Genomic DNA, 26,543 nt, shown 5'->3' with positions numbered 1-26,543 from the left:
CCCCCGATCCCTTTCTCACCCCCACCCGCCAGCCCCGTCCAGGCTCCCCACCGCCAGGAGGATCCCCGTCATGACCAGACAACGCCCACCGCACATCGTGGACCTCAGCCAGACGCAGCCCAACACCCGGCGCGGCGGGGACCTGAGGGCCGTGCTCACGCCGACCTCGGTGGGCTGCACCAGCGGCTTCATGGGCCTTGCCGTCATGGCCCCGGGCGAGCACATCGCCGAGCACTACCACCCGTACTCCGAGGAGTTCGTGTACGTCATCAGCGGCACGCTGGAGGTCGACCTCGACGGCGAGGCCCACCCGCTCCTCACCGACCAGGGACTCCTCGTCCCGCTCAACGTGCGCCACCGGTTCCGCAACGTCGGTGACACCGAGGCCCGCATGGTCTTCCACCTCGGCCCGCTGGCCCCGGACCCGAAACTGGGCCACGTGGACACCGAGGAGGCGGTCCATCCGGAGGGCTCCGCCTGGGAGCGGCCGCCGGACCGTGCGGGCGTGGTCTCGTGACCCGCCGCCGTGTGGCCGTCACCGGGGTCGGCGTCGTCGCCCCGGGCGGGATCGGCACCAGCGCCTTCTGGGACCTGCTGTCCAACGGCCGTACGGCCACGCGCGGCATCACCCTCTTCGACCCGACCGGGTTCCGCTCCCGGATAGCCGCGGAGGTCGACTTCGACCCCGCCGAACACGGCCTCACCGCCGAGGAAGCGGCCCGCGCGGACCGGTACATCCAGTTCGCGCTGGTCGCCGCCGGCGAGGCCGTGCGCGACGCGGGCCTCGACCTCAGCACCGACGAGGCCTGGCGCACCGGAGTCTCCCTCGGCACGGCCGTGGGCGGAACCACCCGCCTGGAGCACGACTACGTGGCCGTCAGCCAGTCCGGCGCCTGGTGGGACGTGGACCACCGGCTCGCCGGACGCCACCTGCACCGCGCGTTCACCCCGGCCACCCTGGCCTCCGCCGTCGCGGAGAAGACGGGAGCGCGCGGACCGGTCCAGACCGTCTCCACCGGCTGCACCTCCGGACTCGACGCCATCGGGTACGCCGTCCACTCCATCGCCGAAGGACGGATGGACGTCTGCATCGCCGGCGCCTCCGACTCACCCGTCTCACCCATCACCGTGGCCTGCTTCGACGCCATCAAGGCCACCTCCCCGAACAACGACGACCCCGCCCACGCGTCCCGGCCCTTCGACGCCGACCGCGACGGCTTCGTCCTCGGCGAAGGCGGGGCCGTCCTCGTCCTGGAGGAGCTGGAGCACGCCCGGGCCCGCGGTGCGACCGTCTACTGCGAGATAGGCGGGTACGCCACCTTCGGCAACGCCCACCACATGACCGGCCTGACCACCGAGGGCCTGGAGATGGCCCGCGCCATCCAAACCGCCCTCGCCCAGGCCCGGGTCGACCCGCGCGAGATCGACTACGTCAACGCGCACGGCTCCGGAACCAAGCAGAACGACCGCCACGAGACCGCGGCGGTCAAGAGGGTCCTGGGCGACCACGCCTACAAGACGCCGATGACCTCCATCAAATCGATGGTGGGGCACTCGCTCGGCGCCATCGGGGCGATCGAACTGGCCGCCTGCGTCCTGGCGATGACCCACCAAGTGGTCCCGCCGACGGCCAACTACGAGACCCCCGACCCCGAATGCGACCTGGACTACGTCCCGCGCGTCGCCCGCGAGCGCACGCTGCGCAGCGTGCTCTCCGTCGGCAGCGGCTTCGGCGGCTTCCAGTCCGCCGTCGTCATGAGCCGGTCCGAGGAGTCGAAGGAGGAGGTGGTCTCGTGAGCGACCGTACGGTCATCACGGGCATCGGGGTCGTGGCGCCCAACGGAATCGGTGCCGAAGCCTTCTGGAAGGCGACCCAGTCGGGCGGCTCCGCCCTGGGCCGGATCACCCGGGAGGGCTGCGAGCACCTCCCGCTGCGCGTCGCCGGCGAGGTACGCGGCTTCGACGCGGCCTCGATGGTCGAGGAGCGCTTCCTCGTCCAGACCGACCGCTACACCCACCACGCCCTGGCCGCCGCCGACCTCGCCCTGGAGGACGGACGGCTCGGCCGCGCCGACTACGAGGACGACCCCTTCTCGATCGGCGTGGTCACCGCGGCCGGCTCCGGCGGCGGCGAATTCGGACAGCGCGAGCTGCAACACCTGTGGGAGCAGGGCCCGCGCTACGTCGGCCCCTACCAGTCCATCGCCTGGTTCTACGCCGCCAGCACCGGGCAGATCTCCATCCGGCGGGGCCTCAAGGGGCCCTGCGGGGTGGTGGCCGCCGACGAGGCGGGCGGGCTCGACGCCTTCGCGCACGCCGCCCGCGCCATCCGCCAGGGCAGCCGGGCCATGCTCGTCGGAGCCACCGAAGCGCCCCTGGCCCCGTACTCCATCGTCTGCCAGCTCGGCTACGAAGGGCTGAGCACGCACGAGGACCCGGAGCGGGCCTACCGGCCCTTCACCGACAAGGCCTGCGGCTTCGTCCCCGCCGAGGGCGGCGCGATGTTCCTCGTGGAGGACGAGGAGGCGGCCCGGCGCCGAGGCGCCTCCGTCCGGGCCGTCCTGGCCGGGCACGCGGCTACCTTCACCGGCCCGCACCACCCCGAGAAGGCGGCCGAGTCCGGCGAAGGCCTCGCCCACGCCATCCGGGGGGCCCTGCGGGACGCGGGCTGCGCCCCCGAGGAGATCGACGTGGTCTTCGCGGACGCCCTCGGCACCCCCGAGGCGGACCGGGCCGAGGCCGCCGCGATCGCCTCGGCCCTCGGAGCGCACGGGCGCACCGTCCCGGTCACGGCGCCCAAGACGGGCACCGGCCGGGCCTACTGCGCGGCCCCCGCCCTCGACACCGCCGCCGCGGTGCTCGCCCTGGAGCACGGCATCGTCCCGCCCACGCCGAACGTCTTCGACGTGTGCCACGACCTCGACGTGGTGACGGGCAGCGCCCGCCCCGCGGAGCTGCGCACCGCGCTCGTCCTGAGCCGGGGCCTCATGGGCTCCAATGCCGCGCTCGTGATCCGCATCCCTTCCTAGAGACACCTCCTAGAGACAGAAGGAGCCGCTCATGTCCGAACGACTGACCGTCGAGGAGCTGGCCGCCCTGATGAAGTCCGGCGCCGGCATCACCGTCGACCCGGCCGAGATGAAGAGCCGTCCGGACTCCAAGTTCGACGACTTCGGCCTCGACTCGCTGGGCCTGCTCGGCATCGTGGGCCTGCTGGAGAACAAGCGCGGCCGGGCGCTGCCCACGGACGCCGACCGCTGCAAGACCCCCAAGGAGTTCCTCGAACTCGTCAACACCAGCCTGATGACCGGAGCCTGAGATGGCAGGACACACCGAGAACGAGATCACCGTCAGCGCGCCCATGGACGCCGTCTGGGAGATGACCAACGATCTCCCCTCCTGGCCCGGGCTGTTCAGCGAGTACGCCTCGCTGGAGATCCTGGAGGAGGACGGGCCCACCACCCGCTTCCGCCTGACCATGCACCCCGACGAGAACGGCACGGTGTGGAGCTGGGTCTCCGAACGCACCCCCGACCCCGTCACCCGCACGGTGCGCGCCCGCCGCGTCGAGACCGGCCCGTTCGAGCACATGGACATCCACTGGCAGTACTTCGAGGTGCCGGGCGGCACCCGGATGGTGTGGACCCAGGACTTCGCCATGAAGCCGCAGGCACCCGTCGACGACGCCGGGATGACCGCGCGCATCAACCAGAACTCGAAGATCCAGCTGGAACTGATCCGGGACAAGATCGAACAACGCGAACGCGAGAGCCGTACGCCCGCGGCCAGCCGCGTCTGAGACGAAAGGCAGACTTCCGGATGCACCGCGCTCTCATCGTCGCCCGTATGGCGCCGCAGTCCGCCCCCGACATCGCCGAGCTCTTCGCGGCCTCGGACGCGGGCGAACTGCCGCACCTCGTCGGGGTCACCCGCCGCAGCCTCTTCCAGTTCGGCGACGTGTACATGCACTTCATCGAGTCCGACCGTCCTCCGGGCCCGGCCATCGCCAAGGTGACCAGCCACCCCGAGTTCCAGGACCTCAGCGACCGGCTCACCGCCTACGTCAGCCCGCACAACCCCGAGACCTGGCGCAGCCCCAAGGACGCCATGGCCCAGGAGTTCTACCGCTGGGAGAGCCCCCGTACGCGATAGCCGTACGGTGCCCCGCGCGACCGGCAGGCCTCGGGCCCCGCACCCACCTGGTGCGGGGCCCGCCACCGTCCCCGCCCTCCCACCGGCCCCGGTCTTGGCCCCGGCCACCGGCCCCGCCCTCGCGGGCCTACGCACGACGGGCCGCCACCGCCGCGCAGGCCACCGCCAGCGGCAGCTCCGCCCCGAACGCCAGCAGCAGCGCCAGCGTCTGCTCGCTCCCGGCCGAGGTCGCGACATCGAACCAGGCGTCCATCAGCAGCAGGGCCGCCGTCGCCGCCGCCACCGGAACCACCCGGGTGTCCTTGCGGCGCAGCAACAGTCCCGTCCCCGTCAGACCCGCGGCCAGCATCACGTCCAGGCCTATCCACGCGGTGGCCCAGTTGGACACCTCGACGGTCTGCGGCAGCGTCTTCGCCAGCACCACCATCCACGGCACCAGGGCCAGCCCGGCTCCGGTGAGCACCGTCGACACACGGGGCGCCGTGCGGACGGCCGGGCGGGTGCGGAACTGCGGTGCGACGAGGGCCATGGCTGTGGGTCTCCTTCCGCCCCGCGGTCCGTCCGCCGGGCACACCACAAGACTCGTCCGCCGGGCCGCCCGAATCAGTAGCCCCACGATCCGAACCGGGGGTGGTGCCAGGTACACCCCGGACCGGGTACCAGCGGGGTGGAAACGCCCTGGCCAGGGCGATTACCGTACGCACATGGCAAGTTCCGGCGCGCTGCGGCGTACATTCACCTGGACCACGGCGCATGCGCCCTGGTCCTCATGGGCATGGCGCAACACCGCTTTCACGGCGGCCGCGATCCCGCCCGCACTACCCCTCGGGCTCGGCCTGATGCTCCTGCTCACGGGCCCCGGACACAGCCCCGTCCCGCTGCTGCTCGTCCTCGTGCTGTCCCCGCTGCTCACCGCCCTCCAGCGCAACCGCTGCTGGTCGCTGCTCGGAGTGGACATACCGCCCGTGGTCCGCGAACACCCCTGGCACAGCTTCCGGGGCCTGAGCGAACGGCTGCGCTCAGAGGCGACCTGGCGGCAGTACGGCTACCACTTCCTGGTCAGCCCGCTCGCCGCCCTCGGCGGCGCACTGCTGCTCCTCACCTGGGTTGCCGGCGCCGTCTGCGCCAGCGTCTACGCGTGGTCCTGGGCCGTCCCGAGCTGGAGCCGGCAGCTCGATCTGGTCACCGTGCTCGGGGCCCTGCTGCTGCTGGCCGCACCCTGGTTCGCGGCCCTCCTCGCCCGGCTCGACACGGCCGCCGCCCTCTCGCTCCTGGGCCCCAACCGGGCCCGCGAACTGGAGCGCCGCGTCGAGGACCTCGCCGAGAGCCGGGCCGACGTCCTGGACGCCGCCGACCTCGAACGCCGCCGCATCGAGCGGGACCTCCACGACGGGGCCCAACAGCGCCTGGTCTCCCTCGCCATGAACCTCGGAATAGCCCGCGCCACCCTCCCCGGGCTGCCCCCCGAGGCCAAAGCCGTCATCGACGAGGCCCACCGCGAGGCGAAGGAGGCCATCGAGGAACTCAGCAGCCTCGTCAGAGGCCTTCACACGCCCGTCCTGGAGGACCGCGGGCTCGACGCCGCGCTCTCCGGCATCGCCGCCCGCGCGCCCCTGCCCGTCGAACTGACCGTGAACCTGGCCGTGCGCCCGGGCCCCACCGTCGAGGCCGTCGCCTACTTCGTCGTCTCCGAAGCCCTCGCCAACATCGCCAAACACGCCCGTGCCCGGCACTGTTCGGTGCACGTCGCCCGGACCGCCGACGACGTACTGCGGCTCACCGTCACCGACGACGGCGTGGGCGGCGCCGACCCGGCCAGGGGCACCGGACTGACCGGCCTGCGCAAACGCGTAGGGTCGGTCGACGGAAGCATCAAGATCGACAGCCCCATCGGGGGCCCGACCACCCTGACCGTGGAGCTGCCGTGCGTGCCGTGATCGCCGAGGACTCCGTCCTCCTGCGCATCGGACTGGTGAAAGTCCTCGAAATGGCCGGCTTCGAAGTGGCCGCCGAAACCGGCGACGCCGAGGGCCTGCTGTCCGCCGTCGAGGAACACAAACCCGAACTCGCCCTCGTCGACGTCCGGATGCCGCCCGGCTTCACCGACGAAGGCGTCCGCGCCGCCCTCATGATCCGCCAGCAGAGCCCCGGCACCGCCGTCCTGCTCCTCTCCCAGCACGTGGAGGAGCGCTACGCCGCCGACCTGCTGTCCGCCCCGAGCAGCGCCGGCATCGGCTACCTCCTCAAACAACGCGTCGCCGACGTCGAGGAGTTCATCGACGCCCTGCGCCGGGTCGCGGGCGGCGGGACCGCCCTCGACCCGCAGGTCGTCGCCCAGCTCCTGCTGCGCCGCGGCGGCGGCCCGGACCCCCTCGAACGCCTCACCCCGCGCGAGCGCGAGGTGCTCTCCCTGATGGCCGAAGGCCGCTCCAACGCCGGGATCGCGGCCGAGCTCGTCGTGAGCGAGAGCGCCGTGGCCAAACACATCAACAGCATCTTCGCCAAGCTCGACCTCTCCGTCGCCGACGGCGACCACCGCCGTGTCCTCGCCGTGCTGCGCTTCCTGGACGGCAGCCCGTGACGCCCCCGCCGACCGGAGCCGTGGCCCCGCCACGCCCCAAGCGGCGGCTCGCCTGGATCCTCGCCGCCCTGCTCGGCGCGGTCTTCGTCGTCCTGCCCGCCGCCTGGCAGGCCGGGGCGTACGGGGTCACCCGCACGGGCACCCTCCACGGCGGCAGCGCCGGTCACCCGGTGACCGCCCTGCGCATCACGGGCGGCAGTGCGAACATCACGGTCCGCCCGCGCGGGGACCAACAGGTCGGCTACCGCGCCGAGATCGCCTGGTCGAGCAAGAAGCCCGTCATCGAGGAGAGCTGGCAGGACGACACCCTCACCCTGACCCCGCACTGCCCCGACGAGGACTCCTGGCTCACCGTGGGGCTCTCCTGCTCCGTCCAGCTCGGCGTCGCGGTGCCCGCCGGCCTCCCGGTCACCGTGACCGCGGACTCCGGCCGCATCGACATCGGCGGCCTCGGCGGCGCCGTCGACGCACGGGTCGACTCCGGAGAGCTCCACCTCACCGGCCTGCGCGGCCCGGTCCGCGCCCGCGTGGGCTCCGGCAGGGTGGCCGCCGAGGCCATCACCGCGCCCGAGCTCGAACTCGCCGTCGGCTCCGGCATGGCCGCCGTCGACTTCGTCAGCCCGCCGCAGAAGGTCACCGCCGACATCGGTGAGGGCCGCCTCGCCCTCACCGTCCCCGACGCCACCACCTTCCGGGTCGCCACCCGGATCGGCTCGGGCCGCGTGGACCTCGGACCCGGGCTGTCCGATCAAGCCTCTTCGCGGACCCTGGACCTCACCGTGGGCTCGGGCCGCGTCGACGCCCGGTACCTGGAGCTGATGCCCTGAACCTCACGGCGCGAGACCGCCCCGGGCGATGACCTCCGCGTACCAGCGCGCGCTGTCCTTGGGCGTACGCAGCTGCGTGGCGAAATCCACGTGCACGATGCCGAACCGCTTGCTGTAGCCGTATGCCCACTCGAAGTTGTCCAGCAGCGACCACAGGAAGTAGCCGCGCACGTCCGCCCCGTCCCGGATCGCCCGGTGCACGGCGGCGAGGTGTTCCCGTAGGTACGCGATCCGCTCCGGATCGCGCACCTCGCCCCCGGGACCGGGGTGGTCCTCGTAGGCCGCGCCGTTCTCCGTGACCAGCAGCGGCACCCCGGGCAGCTCGTCGCGCAGCCGCGTCAACAGCTCGTACAGCCCGCCCGCGTCCACCGGCCAGTCCATCGCCGTACGGGGACCGGGCGGGGGAGGGAACCGTACGAGCCCCCCAGCCCCGGGCCAGGGCGATGGCGAGGGCTCGGCGGCGGGCGCCTGCGACCCGGCGGCCGCGACCACCGTGGGGGCGTAGTAGTTCAGGCCCAGCCAGTCGATCGGCTCGCAGGCGGCCGCGAGATCGCCGTCCCGGACGAAGGACCAGTCCGTGAGGGCGGCGGTGTCACGGATCAGGTCCTCGGGAAGCCGCCCGCGGAAGACCGGGTCCAGGAAGATCCGGTTTCCCACCGCGTCGATCCGCCGGGCCGCGTCCGCATCGGCGGCCGAGTCCGTCAGGGGCCGCACCACGTGGAGGTTGAGCGTCAGGGACACCTCCGCCGACGGGGGCAGCGCCGCTCGCAGCGCCCGTACGCCCAGCCCGTGGGCCAGGTTGAGGTGGTGCGCCGCCCGCAGCGCGGCCTCGGGCTCGGTGCGGCCGGGGGCGTGCACCCCGGACGCGTAGCCGAGGAAGGCCGAACACCAGGGCTCGTTGAGGGTGGTCCAGCTGCCCACCCGGTCCCCGAGCGCCCCGGCGACCAGTCCCGCGTACTCGGCGAACCGCTCGGCCGTCTCGCGGCGGGGCCACCCGCCCCGGTCTTCGAGCTCCTGCGGCAGGTCCCAGTGGTAGAGCGTGGCCACCGGCCGGATCCCCGCCTCCAACAGCGCGTCCACCAGACGCCGGTAGAAGTCGAGCCCCCGGGACAGGGCGGGCCCCCGCCCGGTCGGCTGCACTCTCGGCCAGGCCACCGAGAAGCGGTAGTCGCTCACGCCGAGCCGCTTCATCAGGCCCACGTCCTCGGCCATCCGGTAGTAGTGGTCGGCCGCGGTGTCCCCGGTGTCGCCGCCCAGCACTTTGCCGGGCGTACTGCTGAAGGTGTCCCAGATCGAGGGCGTACGCCCGTCCAGCGCGGCCGCCCCCTCGATCTGGTACGCGGCCGTCGCGGTGCCCCACCGGAACCCCGGGGGAAAGGGGAGCGCCGCCCCCGTGGCGGGGGACGCGTCGACAGTGGTCATGGAAGGCTCCTGGAAGAAGTGGAGGAGAGGGAGGGCCGGGGAGGCAGGGCCGGGGAGAGAGGGGGCGGAGCTCAGCCCTTGACCGCGCCCTGCATGATGCCGCCCACGATCTGCCGGCCCAGCAGGCCGAAGACCAGCAGCACGGGCAGCGTCCCGAGCAGGGTGCCCGCCATGATCACGGACTGGTCGTGGACGTAGCCGCCGCCCAGCTGGCGGAGCGCGACCTGCACGGTCGGCTCCTGCGAGGACAGCGCGACCACCGGCCAGAAGAAGTCGTTCCAGGCCGTCATGAAGGTCAGCAGCCCGAGCACGGCCATGGCGGGCCGGGCCACCGGGAGCACGATCGACCGGAAGATCCGGGCGTACGAGGCCCCGTCGACCCGGGCCGCCTCGATCAGCTCGTCCGGCAGGGACTGCACGAGGAACTGCCGCATGAAGAACACGCCGAAGGCGGAGACCAGCCCGGGCAGCACGACGGCCTGGAGCTGGTTCACCCAGTGGAGCTTCACGATCAGCATGAACAGCGGGATCACCCCCAGCTGCGGCGGGATCATCATTGACGCGACGACGGCGCTCAGCAGCGCTCCGCGTCCCCGGAAGCGCAGCTTGGCGAAGGCGAAGCCGGCCAGGGTGGAGCAGAGCACCGTGCCCACGGTGATCGCGCTCGACACGATCAGGGAGTTGAGGAGGGCCTTGCCGATGTCCGCCTCCTCCAGGACGGCCTGGAGGTTGACCAGGAGCCGTGGGCCGGGCAGCAACGAGGGGATGGGACGCGCCAGTTCGGCATTGGAGCGGCTCGCCGCGACCAGGGTCCAGTACAGCGGGAACGCCGACACCAGCACCGCGCAGGCCAGCACCGCGTAGCTGAGCCGGCCACCGCGCCGGGCGGTGGGGGAAGAGCTCATCGACCGGCCTCCTTACGGTAACGGCGGCGCACGACGAGGGCGTTGACCCCGACCAGCGTCACGATCAGCAGGAACATCACCCAGGCGATGGCGGCCGCCCGGCCCAGGTGGAAGAAGCCCCAGCCCTGCTCGTACATGTACAGGCCCAGGGTCTGGTACTGGTGCGAGATGCCCCCGGACACGGACCCCTCGAAGAGCAGCGGTTCCCCGAAGAGCTGAGTGGCGCCGATCGTGGACACCACCACGGTGAAGACGATGGCGGGACGCAGTCCGGGCAGGGTGACGTGGAGGAACTGCCGCCACTTCGAAGCCCCGTCCACCTCGGACGCCTCGTAGAGCTCGCCGGGGATGGACTGCATGCCCGCCAGATAGATCAGCGCGTTGTAGCCGGTCCAGCGCCATACGACGATCGAAGAGACGGCGATCTGCGAGGCGGCCGTACCGCTCTGCCAGTCCACCGGGGCGAAACCGACCGCGCCCAGGAGGTCGTTGACGATTCCGAAGTCCCGCCCGAAGAGCTGGGCGAAGATCAGTGAGGCCGCGGCGACCGAGGTCGCGTACGGGAGCAGCAGCGCCGTGCGGAAGAAAGTGCGGGCGCGCAGGCGGTAGTTGAGGATGTGCGCCAGGCCCAGGGCGATCAGCAGCTGCGGAACCGTGGAGAGCACACCGATGGTGAAGGTGTTGCGCAGGGCCGTCCAGAAGAACGGATCGGTGAACAGGGCCGTGTAGTTGCCCAGGCCCCGCCACTCCATCTCGCCGGGGTTCTGCAACTCGACGCGGTAGACGGAGACGTACGCCGTATAGAGGAGCGGGAAGAGGCCGAAGGCGGCGAAGAGCGTGAAGAACGGGGCGACGAAGGCGTACGGGGCCAGGCCCCGCCGGGGTATGGGTCGGGTTCGGGTACCGGTACGAGGGCGGGTGCGGGGGCGGGTGCGGGAGTGCGAGTTCACGGCGGCTCAGCCCAGGGCGTTCTTGACGGCCTTCTTCGCGTTCGACCAGGCCGTCTCCGGCGGCGTGCCCTTGCGCTCCACCTCGCTCAGCGCGTTGGCGATCTGGTCGGCGATGTCCTTGTCGTGCGGCCCGAGCACCTGGACCGGGGCCTTCTCGGCGGCGTCGCCGAAGATCTGCCCGATCGGGGCGTCCGAGAAGTACGGGTCCTTCGCGTCCGAGATCTGCCCGATGGCCTTGACGGCGGAGGGGAAGTTGCCCTGCTTGCGGAAGAGCTTGGTCTGCTGCTCGGGCGCGGTGAGCCACTTCACCAGCTCGGCCGCCTCCTTCTTGTGCTGGGCGGCCCGGGGGACCGCCAGGTAGGAGCCGCCCCAGTTGCCCGCGCCGCCGGGCAGCCTCGCCACGTCCCACTTGCCCTTGCCCGCCTCGCCGGCCTGTCCCTTGATGTAGCCGAGCATCCAGGCGGGGCAGGGCATCGTGGCGAAGGAGCCGGAGGCGAAGGCTTGGTTCCACGGCGGCGACCACTGGTCCAGCTTGGCGCTGAGACCGTCCGCGGCGGCCTTGACCGAGGCCTCCCAGGCGGACTTCACGGCGGGGCCGTTCTCGTAGATCAGTGCGCCCGAGGCGTCGTAGTAGCGCTCCTTCGCCTGGCCGACCATGACGGCGTCGAGGCTGCCGACGCTGTCCAGCCAGGAGCTGCCGGCCGGCGCCTTGGCCGCGTACTGGCGGCCGAGCTCCAGATAGCCGTCCCAAGTGGCCCACTTGGTGGCCAGTTCCGTACGGTCGGTGGGCAGGCCCGCAGCCCGGAACAGGTCGCTGCGGTAGCACATGGCCTCGGGCCCGACATCGGTGCCGAGGCCGAGCACCTTGCCGTCCTTGGTCGTCGCGGCCGCCCACTTGGCGGCGGCGAACTCGCTCTGGAGCGCGCCCGCCCCGTACTCCTTGAGGTCGGTGAACTTGTCGGCCTGCTGCTGCGTCACCGAGGCGATCCGCCCCACCTCCAGGCCCTGGATGTCCGCCAGCCCGCCGCCGCCGGCGAGGTGCGTCTGGAGCGACTTCCAGTAGTCCTGCTCGTCCTCCGTGTCGGTCTGCTTGATCTTGATGTTCGGGTGGAGCTGCTCGTACTCGGCGTAGAGACCGGCCTCCTGGTAGCCGAATGAGCCGAACAGATCGATGGTGACCGTGACATGGCCTCCCGCACCCTCGGCGGACTTGGAGCCGGAGCCGGAACCGCAGGCGGCCAGCAGGGCTCCTGCGAGGACCATGGCGGCGAGGCCGAGCGTGGCTCTCCCGGCGGCTCGGGGGGTGGACGGCATGGTGCGGCCTCCTCGGCTTGGCGGATGCGGGTCTTCCGAGAGCGCTTTGAGAGCGCTCTCAGAGCGCGACTGGAGCGTGCACCCCATACGAGCGCCCCGTCAAGAGCCGTGCGGTGACCGGCCGGGAATCACCCCATTCGCGGTGACCGCGTTCGGGGCGAACGCGGCGCGCTGACATGCGATCGGGCGCGTGGTGCGGGAGATTGGAGTCGAGTGCGGAGCGTTCGGCCGCGACAGGAGGAGCCCGGCATGCCCGTAGCCAGTACCCAGGTGGACGTACTGATCGTCGGAGGCGGGCCGGTCGGCCTCACCGCCCGCGCGCTGCTGGAACGCTGGGGCGTACGCACCCTGTTGGTCGAGAAGCACGTCGATCTGTCGCCCTTCCCCAGGTCCCGGCTGGTCAACGTGCGGACGATGGAGATCTACCGCGGGCTCGGACTCACCGACAGGATCAGGGCCGCCGCGTTCGCGCCGGAGTACGGCCGGGTCCGCTTCCGCGACACCCTGTACGACCACGACTTCGCCACGGCGGCCATGGTCGGGGTGAACGCACCGGTGCCCGAGAGCCCCGCGATCGGAGTGGTCACCTCCCAGGACCGGCTGGAACCCACCCTGCTCGCCGCGGCGCGGGCCCCCGTGCGCTTCGGGTCCGAGCTCGTCGGCCTGGAGGAGGACGCCGAGGGCATCGTGGCCGTGCTCGCCGACCGGCAGGGCGGGGAAGGGACCCGCGTCCGTGCCCGCTACCTGGTCGCAGCCGACGGCGCGAACTCCACGGTCCGCCAGTTGCTGGCCATCGGCACCGCCGGGCCCGGAGAGCTGGGGAGCTTCACCACGGTCGTGTTCGACGCGGACCTCGGCCACTGGAGCGACCGGCAGCCCGCCGGGGTCTACTTCACCCCGAACGGATCGTTCGGCCCGGTCCATCCCGGAGGCAGCTGGTCCTGGTTCGCTCCCACGCCGGAGGACGCCGCCGGCGCCGATTGGCCCGCGCTGGTTTCGCGTGCCCTGGGCCCGGGCGCCGACGTACGGGCCGACGTGCTGCGGGTCCAGCACTGGGCGATGAACGCCTTCGTCGCCGAACGCTTCCACCACGGACGGGTCCTGCTGGCCGGCGACGCCGCGCACGCGATCCCACCGATCGGCGGCCTGGGCATGAACACCGGCGTCGCCGACGTGCACAATCTCTGCTGGAAGCTGGCCGGCGCCGTCCAAGGCTGGGCCGGGGCGGGCCTGTTGGAGACCTACGCGACGGAACGGGAGCCCGTGGCCCACCGGACCCTCCGGCAAGCGGTGGCCAACGCCCGGCTCATGGTCCAGGTGCTGACCCGGCGCCGCGAGCAGGCCGAAGGCGCCGAAGGAATGCCGGATCGTCGGCTCGAACTGCCGTGGTCCGAAAGGTACTTCGCCCAACTCGGTCTCGTGCTCGGCGTCGCCTACCGCTCCGGCGCCGTCCTCGCGGAGGACGGCGCCGCCCCGCCGGAGCGCGCCGACGGCGCGGACCAGGAACGGCCGGACCACGACGGCGTGGAGTACGTCCCCACCGCGGAGCCGGGCCATCGCATGCCCCACCTCTGGCTCACCCGCGACCGTTCGACGCTCGACGCCTTCGGGGAATGGTTCACCCTGCTCACGCCGGACCCCGTTCCCTGGGAGCGGCAGACCACCGCGGCAGGGCCGCTGCGCATCGAAGCCCTTCCCGCGGAGCACGCCGACCTCTGCGGCCTCGGCCCCCACGGGGCCCTCCTGGTCCGACCCGACGGCCACATCGGCGCCCGCTGGCGGGACCGGCCGCCGAGCGGCTCCGCCCTCGGCCTCGCCGTCGCCACGATCACCGGTTCGACGGCCACAGCACTAGGTCGGCCTAAGCCGAACCCCGCCGGACGAGTGCGGTCGGGGTGATCACCGATCCGGGCACTCCGTGCGCGCCGTGTGCCTTGTCCAGGGTCCGCAGCAGCAGCCGGGCCATCAGCCGCCCCATGCCCTCGATGTCCTGGCGTACGGTCGTCAGCGGCGGATCGGTGCTCTCCGCGACCAGCTCGGCGTCGTCGAAGCCCACCAGGGCCACATCGCCCGGTACGGACCGGCCGTGCTCGCGCAGCACGCCCAGGGCGCCCGTGGCCATCAGGTCGTTCGCCGCGAACACCGCGTCGAGCTCCGGGCAGCGCGCCAGCAGTTCGGCCATCGCCCGCGCCCCGCCCGCCGCGGTGAAGTCCCCCTCGGCGATCAGCGCCGGATCGGCCTCGAGCAGCACGTCCCGGTACCCGTCGAGCCGGTCGGTGGCCGAAGTCTGGTCCAGCGGACCCGCGATGTGCGCGATCTGCCGCCGCCCCAGGGACACCAGGTACCGTACGGCCTCGCGGGCGCCGCCGCGGTTGTCGGCGTCCACGTACGACACCGGCCCGTGCTCCCCGGTCGTGCCGGCGGCCCCGGTCCAGCCGGGGCGGCCCCCGTAGACCGTGGGCATGCCGATGCGGCGGGTGATCGCGGGCAGCGGGTCGTCGGTGTGCAGGGAGAAGGCGAGGGCGCCGTCGACGTGCCCGCCCGCCAGGTAGCGCTCGATCCGGTCGTAGTCGCCGCGGTCCTCCACGAGCAGCAGGACCAACTGGGTGTCGTGTGCGGTGAGTTCTTTGCTGATGCCGCGGATCTGGCGGGAGAAGAAGGGGTCGGAGAAGATCCGGATCTCCGGCTCCGCGATGATCACGGCGACGGCCCCGGTGCGCCGGGTCACCAGTGTGCGCGCCGCGTGGTTGGGCACGTAGCCCAGGTCCGTGATGGCCGCGCGGACCTGTTCCACCAGGTGCGGGCGGACCCCGTCGCCGCCGTTGACCACCCGGGACGCGGTGGCCCGCGACACCCCGGCGCGCGCCGCGACCGCCTCCAGCGTGGGCCGGCCGGTGGGAAGCTGTTCGGCCACGGGCGCTCCTCGTGCGGGTCCGGGGGACCGTTGTACGGCCCTTTCGGACAGCAGGGTAACCCGTACCGCCGGGAACGCTGAGAGCGCTCCCGGCGATACGGGCCGGTCAGGGTTTCACCAGCCGATGCCGAGGGTCAGCCCGGTCGGCGGGTCGGAGTTGCCGAGGATCTGTACGGAGGACTGGTCGTTGATGTCGTCGTAGGGGAATCCGTAGGCCCTTCCGTTCAGGCCCACGGTGTGGAAGAAGCCGGCGTAGTCGTTCTTCGCCGCCCCGCCGTAGTACGCCGCCGGGGAGTACCAGGTGGCGGGGTCCAGGGCGACCCCGCGGCTGAACGCGGCGCAGAACTCGGCGCCGAGCTGCTTCTCGGTGTCGTTGCCCGAGGCCAGCGCGCCCGCGCAGGCCATGACGTCGGGGGAGGTGGGCTTGCGCAGGACGAAGGGGCCCGCTCCGTTCTTGGTGAAGGTCAGGACGGATCCGCTCACCCGGCCCGTGAAGGTCTCGCCGAGCCGGGTCAGGGTGAACTGGTGGCCGGTGTAGTAGTTCCAGGTCTGGTCGATGTACGACGTCAGGTGGTTCTGTTGTGCGCCGCCCTCCAGGAAGAGGTTCGAGGAGCGCGGCGCCACGATCCGGTAGCCGTTCTGCAGCGGCCTGAAGGCCGCTGGAACGGCTGCCGCGTACCGCTGCATGACCTCGGCGCGGGTGAGGGCGATGCCCTGGGTGGTGTCGTACCCGCTGGAGGTCTGGCGCAGCCGGGAGGTGATCGGGAAGCCGAACTGGTCGACGGTCGTGGTGTTCCCGCCGAAGGCGACCTGGCCGTGGACGTAGGTGTACTCGTACCAGTCGTAGTACACGTCGCTGTTGGGGTCGTCGGGGTTGCGCAGATCGGGGCCGCCCCAGCCCTGGTCGTCGGGGGAGACCGGGATGTACACGGGGGAGCCGAGGGAGATGTAGATCCGGCCCCCGCGGATCGAGGCGGGGGAGGGGACCGTCCCGCCCGTCTGGGCGAGCGTGAAGGACATGTCCGGGTAGGCGACCCCCCGCTTGACCAGGTGGCCGGGGGCCCCGGCGTCCAGGTGGCTGATGTGGGCCATGGAGCCGTCGGGCTTCATGTACGACCACTGCCCCGGGGTCACCTGGCCGAGGACGGTGACGTGGATCTGCGCGTCGGTGTACGCGCCGCGGGTGTCGTTCCGGAAGGTGATCGGGAAGGTTCCGGTGCCTCCGCCGTCGTCGGAGCCGCCTCCCGTCCCGCCCGCGGTGGCGGTGAAGCGCGGGGTGTCGTAGAGCGGCCCGCCCTTCTCGTACGTGAACCAGTACGTGAGCGTGGAGCCGGGGGCCAGTGCGGAGACCGTCTGCTGCCAGGTCCCGCCGTTGTTCGTCATCCGGAAGTTCTGCTGGCCCATCCCTCCGCCGGGCAGGTAGTGGACGTCGACGAGGGCGGCCGGGGTGGCGGGTTGGAACCAGATCCGCATCGAGCCCGAGCCCAGGGCGGTGACCCCCTGGGTGTAGTCCGCGGCGGCCCGGGTGGGCGCCGGGGGGATCAGGAGGGCCCCGATCAGGGAGATCAGGCAGATCAGCCCGGTCGTCAGCAGGGCTTTGAAGGGGTGGGGGCCGAGCGGCCGTGGTGGTGGGTTCACGGGTGTGCGCCTCTCTCCGCTCAGTGCCCGAAGTCGAACCAGTTGAGGTTCACGAAATCGGCCGGCTGGCCGCTGGTGAAGGTCAGGTACACGTCGTGCGTGCCGGTGACGCCGGTGATGTTCGCCGGTACGGTCCTCCAGCTCTGCCCGCCGCCGGTGTTCGCCACGGCGAAGCTGCCGATCGGGGCGTTCGTGCGGCTGTCGAGCCGGACCTCGATCAGCCCGCTGACCCCGCCCGCGGCGCCGCTCGCGACACGCCCGTAGAACTGGGTGGCCGGTCCGCCGGAGCCGAAGTCCACGCCCTTGTACAGGGCCCAGTCGCCGTTGCCGAGGGCGGTCAGGTCCTGGCCGCCGCCGGTGTCCGTGGTGGTCTCCTTGGCGGTCCCGGCCTGGCCGTCGTACGACTCGGCCTGGATGGCGGCGTACGCGCCCCGGCCACCGGTCGGCGGGGTGGTGGGGGGCGTCGTCGGAGGCGTGGTGGGCGGGGTGGTCGGGGGAGTCGTGGGAGGAGTGGTCGGCGGGGTGCTCGTACCGCCCGTGGACTGCAGTACGGAGACGTAGTCGACGACCATCGGGTGGCCCGGCTGGGTCCCGGCGTCGGGCCCGCCGCCGAAGGCCGCCGGGAAGGCCCCGCCCATGGCCACGTTGAGGATGATGAAGTACCCGTGGTTGGTGGCGTTGGTCCAGGTCGCGGCGTCCACCTGGTTCGCCCGTACGGTGTGGAAGACCGCCCCGTCGAGGTAGAAGCGCATCTCCTCCACGGCGGTGGACCGGTCCCACTCCACCGCGTAGGTGTGGAAGCCGCCCTGGCAGGTGGTGCCGGTGCAGACGCGCTGGCCGCCGATGCCGGTCGTCTCGTTGCACGGGCCGCCGGGGCTCGTGCCGCAGTGCATCGTGGCCCACTCGTTGTTGATGCCCTGGACGTTCTCCATGATGTCGAGCTCGCCGATGCCCGGCCAGTTCCACCAGTTGCCGCGGTAGGGCGCGCCCAGCATCCAGAACGCCGGCCAGTACCCCTTGGCCGCGTCGCCCGTGACCTCGGGCATCTGGATACGGGCCTCCGTGCGCAGCTTGCCGCCCGCCGGGGGCTGGAAGTCGGCGCGCTTGGTCTCGATGCGCCCGGAGGTCCAGTTGCCGGCCGCGTCGCGGCGCGGGGTGATGCGCAGGTTGCCCGCGCCGTCGAGGGAGACGTTGGCGGGGTCCGCGGTCATCGTCTCGACCTCGCCGGTGCCGAAGCCGCCCGGTCCGCCGGGGTAGCTGGTGCCGGTGGTGTACAGCCAGTTCGCGGCGTTCACCGCCGAGCCCGAGGCCCCGTTGAAATCGTCGAGGAAGACCTGGGACCAGCCCGCCGGGACGGCCGGAGCGGCGAGGGCGGCGGGGGAGGCCGGGGCGGTGGCTCCCGCGGGCAGGGTGACGGCCGCGGCGGCCGCGGCCGCCATCGCCATGGTGCTCAGGGCGGCGATGAAGGCCCGCCGGACGGGCCGCCGTCCTCTGCCGGAGGCCGCAGGGCCGGAGATCGCAGGGCCGGAGGCCGCGGGGGTGGATCGCGTGGGAGGCGTGGGGCGCATGGGTGCCCTCTCTGAGGCGGTGTGGGGGAGGCGCGGTACGTGGGGGATGCGGGAGTGAGGAATTCCGGTACGGGGCGGGGCCCGCTTGAGAGCGCTCTCAAAGCCCGCGGTGGTCACTGTGCTCCCCGGCCAACGGGCCGTCAAGGGATCGGGCCGGGAAACCCTTCGGGGCCGGTCCGACTAGTGCCCGGAGACGCGGTGACGCAAGGCCGATTACGGCCGTTCCGTCGATCGTTCCCAACTAGGCAGGCCCTCTTGTGAGTTGGGTCCCAGGTCCCAACAATGCGCATGACAACCGGAGGATCTTCGGTTGCATCGTCATCAGAGGGGAACCCCCACAATGAACAAGCCTCTCGCCGGCGCCGCGTTCGCTCTGCTCCTCACCGGAGCGGCGGCGGCCCCGGCCGTAGCCCAGGCACCCCGGGACACCACGGTCGCGCAGGCCGTCACGGTCAACTACGCCGGCACGGTCGCGCTCAGCAACTGCTCGGGCTCCGTCGTGCGCGTGCCCAACTCGCTGCCCACCGACCCCGCGCTCGTCCTTTCCAACGGCCACTGTCTTGAGTCGGGCATGCCGGCCGCGGGCGAGGTCGTCAAGGACAAGGCGTCCAGCCGCTCCTTCTCGCTGCTGAACGCCTCGGGCACCAAGGTGGCGACGCTGCGCGCGAGCAAGATCGCGTACGCGACGATGACCGACACCGACATCTCGATCTACCAACTGACCAAGACGTACGCGCAGATCAGCAGCCAGTACGGCATCAACGCACTCACCCTGAACGATGCCCACCCGGTGCAGGGCGCCGCGATCAAGGTGGTGTCCGGGTACTGGAAGCGCACGTACAGCTGCAACGTGGACGGGTTCAGCTACCGCCTCAAGGAGGGCGAGTGGACCTGGAAGGACTCGCTGCGCTACACCTCGGCCTGCAACACCATCGGAGGGACCTCCGGCTCGCCGGTGATCGACACGGCGACGGGCAAGGTCGTCGCCGTGAACAACACCGGCAACGAGGACGGTGAGCGCTGCACGGTGAACAACCCGTGCGAGGTCGACCAGAACGGTGTGGTGACGGTCCGCCAGGGCATCAACTACGCGGAGCAGACCTACATCATCGTCCCCTGCGTGGGACCCGGCAACAAGATCGACCTGGCCCTCGCCGGCTGCACCCTCCCGAAGCCGTAGCGGCCCGGGCCCCCGCGCCCGAGGCCTCGTACGCGCAAAAGGCGTCGGGGCCCGCCCGGAGAACCGGACGGGCCCCGACGCCGAGGTCTGCGCAACCGCGCGGTACCGCCGGTGCGTCAGCCCTTGGGGACGACGACGACCACGGTGGCGCACACCTTGTCGGCGAAGGTCTGCTTCTTCACATCCCACAGCGGGAACAGCCAGCCGATGTAGCAGGCGGCGGAGTCCAGGATGTGCGCCAGCCGGCGAACGAAGGCCATGCCGAAACCGAGGACGGCCCCGTCGGACTCGCGGCGCAGGCTGATGCCGACGACGCCCTTGCCGATCGTCTGCCCGGTCGAGCCCTCCTTGTACAGCTGGAAGATGGCCATGCCGATGGCGTAGAGCATGGCGACCAGGCTGAGGATCACGAGGAAGGCAGCCGGGTTCTCGTCGCCGCCCGTGAGGAGGCTCGCGAGGATCATCGGGCCGGCGATGATCAGGACGTCGAGGATGAGGGCGGCGGCGCGCAGGCCCCAGTGCGCCAGCGGCGGCATCCCGGCGCCCGGCATGCCCGGCGCGCCGGCCGGCGGGTACGCGCCGTAGGGCTGCTGGGGAGGCATGCCCATGGGCGGCTGCTGCTGCGGGTAGCCGTACTGCTGGGGGACACCCTGCGGAGCCTGCTGGGGGTAACCGGGCTGTCCCTGCGGGGGGTAGCCGGGCTGACCCTGCGGGGGCTGCTGGCCGTAGGGGTTGTTCGGGTCGCCGAAGCTCATGGCGAAGTTTCTCCAGGGTGTGACGGGGACGGGCGGTCCGTGCGGAAGGGCGCCGAGGAACGAGCGGTCGGTCCCTGCGCATCCGCGAACCTGCGGCCCATCGTGTTAGTAACATCGGTCACTTGTCCAATCCGTCGCCTCGCCTTCCTGCGCCGTCACACCAGAGGGCCCGCAACGGCACGGAGTCCCGGACCCCGACTTCGGGTCCGGGACTCCCGGGGCCACTTCGCTGACCGCCACCTACAACGACCGGACGGCTCCGGGGTCACCGCCGCGCGGGGACCCCGTACCATCGGGCGTCCTGCGGCTACTTCGGCATCAGGACGGTGTCCACGATGTACACGGTGGCGTTGGCGGTCGGGACGTTGCCGCACACGACGGCTGCGGTGCCGTTGACCTTGTAGGAGTCACCCGAGCCGGCCGTGGTCACCTTGCCGGTCTCCAGCGTGGTGTAGGAGCCCTTCTCCAGCTGCTTCGGCGTCAGCTTCTGGCCGACCACGTGGTACGTGAGGATCTTGGTCAGCGTGGCCTTGTCGGCCAGGACCTTGTCCAGGTCGGCCTTCGGAATCTTGGCGAAGGCGGCGTTGGTCGGCGCGAACACCGTGATGTCCTTGGCGTTGTTGAGGGTGTCGACCAGACCGGCCTGCTTGACGGCGGCGACCAGGGTGGAGAGCGCCGGGTTGTTGGACGCGGCGGTGGCGACGGGGTCCTTGGCCATGCCGTCGAAGCTGCCCGCGCCTTCCTTCGGCACACCGGCGCACGCCGGGCCGAAGGGCTGGTCCATGGCCATCGCGGCCGAGGGGTCGGCGGCCGGGGCCGAGGCCTGCGTGCCCACCGCGGCGGCCGGTCCGGCGGCGGAGTCCTCGCCGGATTCGGAGCAGGCGGCCAGCGCGAAGGGCAGTACGGCGGCCGTCGCGACGGCGAGGGCGGTACGGCGGAAACGAAGGGTGCTCATGGTGTTCTCCAGTGAAGGGGACGGGTTGGATCTCGGAAGGGGTAAGGGAGCCGGTCAAGTGGTGACCGGTGGCCCGCTGTTGACGGCCGGATGGCGCGTCGGGCCGCGGGTGGTCAGCCGGCGGTGACGAAAACGCTGTGCCAGCCGCTCGCGCCGTCGGGGATGGTGCGGGTCCGCCGCTCGGTCTGGACCTCGCCGGTGCCGTCCGTGGCGCGGACGGTCAGGTGGTGGCCGCCGGACGTGGTCGGCCAGGGGAACGACCACTGCCGCCAGGTGTCGGAGGTGGCCTGCTCGGCGAGGCGGGCCTCCTGCCACGGCCCGTCGTCCACGCGGACTTCGACCCGCCGGATGCCGCGGTGCTGGGCCCACGCCACCCCGGCCACCGTCACGGTCCCGGCCGGGACCCGGCCGAAGGGCTTGGGCGTGTCGATCCGCGCCTGCGTCTTGACCGGGGCCCGGCGCGCCCAGCCGCGCTTGACCCAGTACGGGTCGTAGGCATCGAAGGTGGTCAGCTCGATGTCCTGGATCCACTTGCAGGCGGAGACGTATCCGTAGAGGCCGGGGACGACCATCCGGACCGGGAAGCCGTGTTCGAAGGGGAGGGGCTCTCCGTTCATGCCGAGCGCGAGCATCGCGTCGCGGCCGTCCAAGACCTCCTCGACCGGGGTGCCGAGCGTCATCCCGTCCACCGAGCGGGCGATCAGCTGATCGGCCCGCCCGCCGTCCGACGGCGCTCTGGCGCCCGCCTCCCGCAACAGGTCCGACAGGCGTACGCCGAGCCAGCGCGCGGAGCCCGCGTAGGGGCCGCCCACCTCGTTCGACACACAGGTGAGGGTGATGTCCCGCTCGATCAGCGGTCGTTGGAGGAGATCGGCGAAGCTGTAGGCGCGCGGGCGGGAGATGCCCTTGCCGTGGATCCGCAGACTCCAGGTGTCCGCGTCGATCCTGGGGACGACGAGGGCGGTGTCGACACGGTAGAAGTCCTGGTTCGGTGTGGTGAAGGAGCTGACCCCGGGGATCGGGAGCCCCGCCCCGGAGGGGATCGCCGCCGCCGCGGAGGCCGGGGCGGGCAGTCGCACGGCGGCCCGCGAGGCCACCGCGCCCCGGCCCCGGCGGCCGGTCAGGGACCGGCCCAGGGCGCCCGCCCCGGTGGCGGCGAGGGCCGTGGTGACGGCCGCGACCAGGAAGCCGCGGCGGTTCCAGGGTCCGGGCGGGCGGGGGGAGGCGTCGGCGCCGTCGTCGATGCCGTCGCCGTCGCCGTCGCCGACGGAGAGCTGGCCGGGGACCTCGGTGGGAGCCTCGGCGGGAAGGCCGCTCACCCTCCCCACCAGCAGGAACAGCACCAGGGATCCGGCCACGGCGCCCACCAGGGACGGCAGGACGTCGCCCGCACCGGCCGAGTCGGGCCGGCCGAGCGCCGCCCCCGCCCCCAGGAGGCCGAAGGCCAGGATCCCGGCCGCCCCCGTACGGCGGTGGCGCAGGGCCGTCATCCCCAGCGCGGCGGCCAGCAGGCCCACGGTGGCGAGGATGCCGAGCTGGAGGACCAGCTTGTCGTTCTCGCCGAAGGTCCGGATCGCGAAGTCCTTGAGCGCCGGGGGAGTCCGGTCGATGGCCGCCCCGCCGATCACCGTGACCGGTCCGGCCTGCGGCCGTACCAGCGAGGCGGTCAGCTCGGCGGCCGCCAGCGCCGCGTACCCGGCCAGCAGGCCGCTCAGCGCGCCGAGTGCGAGGCGCTTGACGGTCCTTCGGTTGATGCTCACAACGGTCATTCGGCGCGGTGGCCGCGCCGGATGGGTCGGTCATCCGATCAAGCGAAGAGAGGTCTTCGGGTTGACCTGTCCCCTCCGACGCGGGCGGCGGCGCCGACGGCCACCGCCCGCGTCGGATCCCGGTTGGTCATCGGGCCCGGATTTCCCCGAATGGACGCCCCTTCGCGCGTACGTGGGCCAATCCGAGCGGGCCCCGGCTCCGAAGAGACAGCGAGAGACCGAGACGGCCAGAGACCAGGACCTTGCGTACGCCTGCCCCGAAGGATCGTTCATGCGATGGATGGACCGACGCGACCCCCTCCCGGCCCCGGCGTGCGCGCCCGGGTCCACCCGCACCCGGGGGCCGCTGAGGTGAACCCCGAGAACCTGCGCTTCCTCGGCCAGGGCCAGGGCCAGGGCGCCTGCCCCGTACCGCCTCCGGGCCAGGGCCCCGGCCCCGGCGCCGCCAGGGCAGCCCTCGTCGAGCTGATGGCCCGCGTGGCGCACGGAGACCAGGACGCCTTCTCCGCGCTCTACGACGCCGTCGCCGGAACCGTCTTCGGCATCGTGGTCAAGGTCGTGCGCGACCGCGCCCAGTCGGAGGAGGTCGCCCAGGAGGTGATGATCGACGTGTGGCGCCAGGCCGCCCGCTTCCGCCCCGACCGGGGCAGCGTCATGACCTGGGTCGCCACGATCGCCCACCGCAGGGCCGTGGACCGGGTCCGCTCCGCGCAGGCCGCGGCCAACCGCGAGCACGACGCGGGCGTCCGCGAACGGGGCCGGCCCTTCGACGAGGTGAGTGAACAGGTGGAGGACCGCCTGGAGCGCGACCAGGTCAAACGGTGCCTGCGCGGGCTGACCGAGCTCCAGCGCGAGGCCGTCACGCTCGCCTACTACCAGGGGCTGACCTACCGGGAGGTCGCTGAGACCCTCCAGACCCCGCTTCCCACGATCAAGACCCGGATGCGCGACGGACTGATCCGGCTGCGCGACTGCATGGGGGTGACCACATGAAGCACGAACACGAAGACGAACTGCACACCCTCACCGCGGCCTACGTACTCGACGCCCTCGGCCGGGACGAACACGAGGCGTTCTCCCGGCACCTGGCCCACTGCGCGCCGTGCTCCGGGGACGTCGCCGGGTTCTCCGCCACGGCCGGACGGCTGGCCGCCGCCGTCGCCCTCGCGCCTCCGCCGCACCTGAAGGCGGCCGTGCTCGCCCGCATCGAGACCGTACGCAGGCTGCCTCCCGAAGTCGGAGTCGGCAGAGCGGCCGGTTTCCTCGACCGGCTCCCGCGCAAGGCCGGTGCCTTCGTGGTCGCCGCCTCCCTCGCCGGGGCCGCGCTCTTCGGCGGCGCCGCCGTCCGGCAGAGCGGCCGGGCGGACCAGGCCCGGCAGGAGGCGGGCCGGCTGACCGCGCGGAGCCAGGAGCTGAGTGCCGTCGTCACGGCCCCGGACGCCCGGACCGTCCACGGCCGCACCAGCTCGGGAGCCGCCGCCACCGTGATCACCTCGGCGGCCCGCGACAAGGCGGTGTTCCTCACCGACCGGCTGCCCGCCGCGGGCGCGGGCAGGACGTACCAGCTGTGGCTGGCGGACCACGGCAGGATGCGCCCGGCCGGGTTCCTCACCGGCGACGGGGCGGCGGTGCTGGACGGCGGACTCGGGACGGCCTCGGCGGTCGGCCTGACCCTGGAGCCGACGGGCGGATCCCCGCAGCCCACCACCCGCCCCCTGGTGCTGCTCAACCTCCCCGCGTAGGCGACCCGCCGGGGCCCACGAGGGGACCACGAGGGTTCACCACCACGGCCCTCCCGGGTCTGGTCTCCGGCCCGGGCCGAGAGGATCATGAGGGGGCGCCGGTGCGAAGGGGCCCCGGCGCCCGCCACCGAACCCAGGGGGTCCATGTGCCGTCCGTCGAGTCGAGCTACGCGTCCGGGGCGTGCGGGGTGCCGCTGCTGGGGGACACCATCGGCGAGAACCTCGACCGCACGGTCCGCAGGTTCCCGGGACGGGACGCCCTCGTCGAGATGGCGACCGGGCGCCGGTGGACCTACGCGGAGTTCGCCGCCGACGTGGACGCCCTCGCGCTCGGGCTGCTGGACCTCGGCATCGTCAAGGGGGACCGGGTCGGGATCTGGGCCCCGAACCGCGCCGAGTGGACGCTCGTTCAGTACGCCACGGCCAAGATCGGCGCGATCCTCGTCACCGTGAACCCGGCCTACCGCTCCCACGAGCTGGAGTACGTGCTGCGCCAGTCCGGGATCCGGCTGCTGGTGGCCGCGGACCGCTTCAAGAGCTCCGACTACGCGGCCATGATCGAGGAGGTCCGGCCGCGCTGCGCGACGCTGGAGTTCACCGCCCTGCTCGACGGCCCGCTCTGGCGCTCCCTGCTGGAACGCGGCCGCCGGGGCGACCCGGCGGACCTGCTCCGCGCCCAGGCCGCGCTGAGCCCCGACGACCCGGTGAACATCCAGTACACCTCGGGGACCACCGGGTTCCCCAAGGGGGCGACGCTCTCCCACCACAACATCCTGAACAACGCCTTCTTCGTGGGCGAGCTGTGCCACTACACCGAGCGGGACCGGGTCTGCATCCCGGTGCCCTTCTACCACTGCTTCGGCATGGTCATGGGCAATCTCGCCTGCACCAGCCACGGCGCGGCCATGGTCATTCCCGCCCCCGCGTTCGAGCCGGGCGCGACCCTGGCCGCCGTCCAGGACGAGTCCTGCACCTCGCTCTACGGGGTCCCCACCATGTTCATCGCGGAGCTGGCCCATCCGGACTTCGGCTCCTACGACCTCTCCAGCCTGCGCACGGGCATCATGGCGGGCTCGCCCTGCCCGGTGGAGGTGATGAAGGAGGTCATCGACCGCATGGGCATGCGCGAGGTCTCCATCTGCTACGGAATGACGGAGACCTCGCCGGTCTCGACCCAGACCCGGGTGGACGACTCGGTCGAGCGCCGGGTCTCCACCGTGGGGCGCGTCGGACCGCACCTGGAGGTCAAGGTCGTCGACCCGGCCTCCGGCCGGACCGTCCCGCGCGGCGAGCCGGGCGAACTGTGCACCCGCGGCTACTCGGTCATGCTCGGCTACTGGGACCAGCCCGAGCGCACCGCCGAGGCCGTGGACGCGGCGCGCTGGATGCACACCGGGGACCTCGCGGTCATGGACGAGGACGGCTATCTGAGCATCACCGGCCGGATCAAGGACATGGTGATCCGCGGCGGCGAGAACCTGTACCCGCGCGAGATCGAGGAGTTCCTGCACGCGCATCCGGACGTCATGGACGTCCAGGTGATCGGGGTGCCCGACCCGAAGTACGGCGAGGAGCTCATGGCGTGGGTGCGGATGCGCGAGGGTGCCGAGCCGCTGACCGCGGCGGCCGTGCGCGCCTACTGCGAGGGGCGGCTGGCCCATTTCAAGATCCCGCGCTACGTGCACGTGGTGGACGAGTTCCCGATGACGGTGACGGGCAAGATCCGCAAGATCGAGATGCGGGAGATGGCGGTGCGGCTGCTCGACCCGAGGGACGAGTCGTGAACATCTGGCGAGCAATTGTCATGAACATCTATGGAAGCGGTTACGAAACGGTCCGCACTCTGCGGAATCCCTCATTCCTGTACTAGG

Annotated in this window: 25 protein-coding genes; 14 read left to right on the top strand and 11 right to left on the bottom strand. The window is 72.1% G+C overall.

From position 1 onward, the window contains the following. The first annotated feature begins 70 nt into the window (after positions 1 to 70). Genes OG490_RS02015 through OG490_RS01990 form a run of 6 tightly spaced genes read left to right on the top strand, consistent with a single transcriptional unit; the run spans position 71 to position 4,152 of the window. Positions 71 to 517, top strand: coding sequence for a cupin domain-containing protein (locus OG490_RS02015; protein WP_330294531.1), 447 nt, complete (start codon positions 71 to 73; stop codon positions 515 to 517). Next, a complete protein-coding gene (locus tag OG490_RS02010) occupies positions 514 to 1,797 on the top strand; it encodes a beta-ketoacyl-[acyl-carrier-protein] synthase family protein (RefSeq protein ID WP_330294530.1) in 1,284 nt (427 codons plus the stop codon). The genes OG490_RS02015 and OG490_RS02010 overlap by 4 nt, the downstream gene beginning before the upstream one ends. Beyond that, a complete protein-coding gene (locus OG490_RS02005) occupies positions 1,794 to 3,029 on the top strand; it encodes a beta-ketoacyl synthase N-terminal-like domain-containing protein (protein ID WP_330294529.1) in 1,236 nt (411 codons plus the stop codon). Before OG490_RS02010 ends, OG490_RS02005 begins: the two co-directional genes overlap by 4 nt. Before the next feature lie 31 nt (positions 3,030 to 3,060). Then, positions 3,061 to 3,318, top strand: coding sequence for a phosphopantetheine-binding protein (locus OG490_RS02000; RefSeq protein WP_330294528.1), 258 nt, complete (start codon positions 3,061 to 3,063; stop codon positions 3,316 to 3,318). 1 nt (position 3,319) lies between these two features. Then, positions 3,320 to 3,799: an SRPBCC family protein gene (locus OG490_RS01995; RefSeq protein WP_330294527.1), complete on the top strand. Its 480-nt coding sequence runs from the start codon at positions 3,320 to 3,322 to the stop codon at positions 3,797 to 3,799. A 20-nt stretch (positions 3,800 to 3,819) separates the two neighbouring features. Beyond that, positions 3,820 to 4,152 (top strand): TcmI family type II polyketide cyclase, encoded by a 333-nt coding sequence (locus OG490_RS01990; protein WP_330294526.1) that lies wholly within the window; start codon positions 3,820 to 3,822, stop codon positions 4,150 to 4,152. 127 nt (positions 4,153 to 4,279) lie between these two features. Here OG490_RS01990 and OG490_RS01985 read toward each other — a convergent pair whose 3' ends face one another. Beyond that, positions 4,280 to 4,681 (bottom strand): hypothetical protein, encoded by a 402-nt coding sequence (locus OG490_RS01985; protein WP_330294525.1) that lies wholly within the window; start codon positions 4,679 to 4,681, stop codon positions 4,280 to 4,282. Positions 4,682 to 4,856: 175 nt separating this feature from the next. Between OG490_RS01985 and OG490_RS01980 the strand changes: the two genes are divergently transcribed. Genes OG490_RS01980 through OG490_RS01970 form a run of 3 tightly spaced genes read left to right on the top strand, consistent with a single transcriptional unit; the run spans position 4,857 to position 7,560 of the window. Further along, entirely contained in the window at positions 4,857 to 6,089 is a 1,233-nt protein-coding gene (locus tag OG490_RS01980) for a sensor histidine kinase (protein ID WP_330294524.1), read from the top strand. Then, positions 6,077 to 6,733, top strand: a complete 657-nt coding sequence (locus tag OG490_RS01975; RefSeq protein WP_330294523.1) for a response regulator transcription factor — start codon at positions 6,077 to 6,079, stop codon at positions 6,731 to 6,733. Before OG490_RS01980 ends, OG490_RS01975 begins: the two co-directional genes overlap by 13 nt. Then, complete coding sequence (locus OG490_RS01970; protein ID WP_330294522.1) at positions 6,730 to 7,560, top strand: hypothetical protein; 831 nt, start codon at positions 6,730 to 6,732, stop codon at positions 7,558 to 7,560. Before OG490_RS01975 ends, OG490_RS01970 begins: the two co-directional genes overlap by 4 nt. A 3-nt stretch (positions 7,561 to 7,563) precedes the next feature. Here the strand turns inward: OG490_RS01970 and OG490_RS01965 are convergent, their stop codons facing one another. The 4 genes from OG490_RS01965 to OG490_RS01950 all read right to left on the bottom strand — a co-directional run bounded on the left by OG490_RS01965 (position 7,564) and on the right by OG490_RS01950 (position 12,151). Further along, complete coding sequence (locus OG490_RS01965; RefSeq protein ID WP_330294521.1) at positions 7,564 to 8,982, bottom strand: GH1 family beta-glucosidase; 1,419 nt, start codon at positions 8,980 to 8,982, stop codon at positions 7,564 to 7,566. A 71-nt stretch (positions 8,983 to 9,053) separates the two neighbouring features. Then, a complete protein-coding gene (locus tag OG490_RS01960) occupies positions 9,054 to 9,887 on the bottom strand; it encodes a carbohydrate ABC transporter permease (protein ID WP_330294520.1) in 834 nt (277 codons plus the stop codon). Continuing rightward, positions 9,884 to 10,774, bottom strand: coding sequence for a carbohydrate ABC transporter permease (locus tag OG490_RS01955; protein ID WP_330300737.1), 891 nt, complete (start codon positions 10,772 to 10,774; stop codon positions 9,884 to 9,886). The genes OG490_RS01960 and OG490_RS01955 overlap by 4 nt, the downstream gene beginning before the upstream one ends. 69 nt (positions 10,775 to 10,843) lie before the next feature. Continuing rightward, complete coding sequence (locus OG490_RS01950; protein WP_330294519.1) at positions 10,844 to 12,151, bottom strand: ABC transporter substrate-binding protein; 1,308 nt, start codon at positions 12,149 to 12,151, stop codon at positions 10,844 to 10,846. Positions 12,152 to 12,400: 249 nt separating this feature from the next. On the opposite strand from OG490_RS01950, the gene OG490_RS01945 reads away from it, so the two are divergent. Beyond that, positions 12,401 to 14,050, top strand: a complete 1,650-nt coding sequence (locus tag OG490_RS01945; protein WP_330294518.1) for an FAD-dependent monooxygenase — start codon at positions 12,401 to 12,403, stop codon at positions 14,048 to 14,050. Here OG490_RS01945 and OG490_RS01940 read toward each other — a convergent pair. The 3 genes from OG490_RS01940 to OG490_RS01930 all read right to left on the bottom strand — a co-directional run bounded on the left by OG490_RS01940 (position 14,013) and on the right by OG490_RS01930 (position 18,271). Next, the gene (locus OG490_RS01940) at positions 14,013 to 15,065 is read right to left on the bottom strand and encodes a LacI family DNA-binding transcriptional regulator (protein ID WP_330294517.1); all 1,053 of its coding nucleotides are present in this window, start codon (positions 15,063 to 15,065) and stop codon (positions 14,013 to 14,015) included. The two genes, OG490_RS01945 and OG490_RS01940, sit on opposite strands and share 38 nt — an antisense overlap. Positions 15,066 to 15,179: 114 nt before the next feature. After that, the gene (locus OG490_RS01935; protein ID WP_330294516.1) at positions 15,180 to 16,703 is read right to left on the bottom strand and encodes a glycoside hydrolase family 64 protein; all 1,524 of its coding nucleotides are present in this window, start codon (positions 16,701 to 16,703) and stop codon (positions 15,180 to 15,182) included. Between the two features lie 20 nt (positions 16,704 to 16,723). After that, entirely contained in the window at positions 16,724 to 18,271 is a 1,548-nt protein-coding gene (locus OG490_RS01930) for a glycoside hydrolase family 16 protein (RefSeq protein ID WP_330294515.1), read from the bottom strand. A gap of 340 nt (positions 18,272 to 18,611) precedes the next feature. Between OG490_RS01930 and OG490_RS01925 the strand changes: the two genes are divergently transcribed. Beyond that, a complete protein-coding gene (locus tag OG490_RS01925; protein ID WP_330294514.1) occupies positions 18,612 to 19,451 on the top strand; it encodes a S1 family peptidase in 840 nt (279 codons plus the stop codon). A 116-nt stretch (positions 19,452 to 19,567) separates the two neighbouring features. On the opposite strand, the gene OG490_RS01920 is transcribed toward OG490_RS01925, so the two are convergent. From OG490_RS01920 to OG490_RS01910, 3 genes are all read right to left on the bottom strand, one after another. Further along, positions 19,568 to 20,206, bottom strand: a complete 639-nt coding sequence (locus tag OG490_RS01920) for an RDD family protein (protein ID WP_330294513.1) — start codon at positions 20,204 to 20,206, stop codon at positions 19,568 to 19,570. Between the two features lie 307 nt (positions 20,207 to 20,513). Next, positions 20,514 to 21,161: a fasciclin domain-containing protein gene (locus OG490_RS01915; RefSeq protein WP_330294512.1), complete on the bottom strand. Its 648-nt coding sequence runs from the start codon at positions 21,159 to 21,161 to the stop codon at positions 20,514 to 20,516. A 113-nt stretch (positions 21,162 to 21,274) separates the two neighbouring features. Next, positions 21,275 to 22,930 (bottom strand): molybdopterin-dependent oxidoreductase, encoded by a 1,656-nt coding sequence (locus OG490_RS01910; protein WP_330294511.1) that lies wholly within the window; start codon positions 22,928 to 22,930, stop codon positions 21,275 to 21,277. A gap of 276 nt (positions 22,931 to 23,206) precedes the next feature. On the opposite strand from OG490_RS01910, the gene sigK reads away from it, so the two are divergent. The 3 genes from sigK (at position 23,207) to OG490_RS01895 (ending at position 26,456) form a co-directional block, all read left to right on the top strand. Further along, positions 23,207 to 23,923: an ECF RNA polymerase sigma factor SigK gene (gene sigK, locus OG490_RS01905; protein WP_443065734.1), complete on the top strand. Its 717-nt coding sequence runs from the start codon at positions 23,207 to 23,209 to the stop codon at positions 23,921 to 23,923. Then, entirely contained in the window at positions 23,920 to 24,672 is a 753-nt protein-coding gene (locus OG490_RS01900; RefSeq protein WP_330294510.1) for an anti-sigma factor, read from the top strand. The genes sigK and OG490_RS01900 overlap by 4 nt, the downstream gene beginning before the upstream one ends. A gap of 146 nt (positions 24,673 to 24,818) precedes the next feature. Continuing rightward, positions 24,819 to 26,456, top strand: coding sequence for an AMP-binding protein (locus tag OG490_RS01895; protein ID WP_330294509.1), 1,638 nt, complete (start codon positions 24,819 to 24,821; stop codon positions 26,454 to 26,456). Positions 26,457 to 26,543 lie beyond the last annotated feature (87 nt).

Source organism: Streptomyces sp. NBC_00503, assembly GCF_036346895.1.
GTDB lineage: Bacteria > Actinomycetota > Actinomycetes > Streptomycetales > Streptomycetaceae > Streptomyces.
Note: the sequence above shows the minus strand (reverse complement) of the source record. Positions and strands in the feature narration are given on the sequence as shown.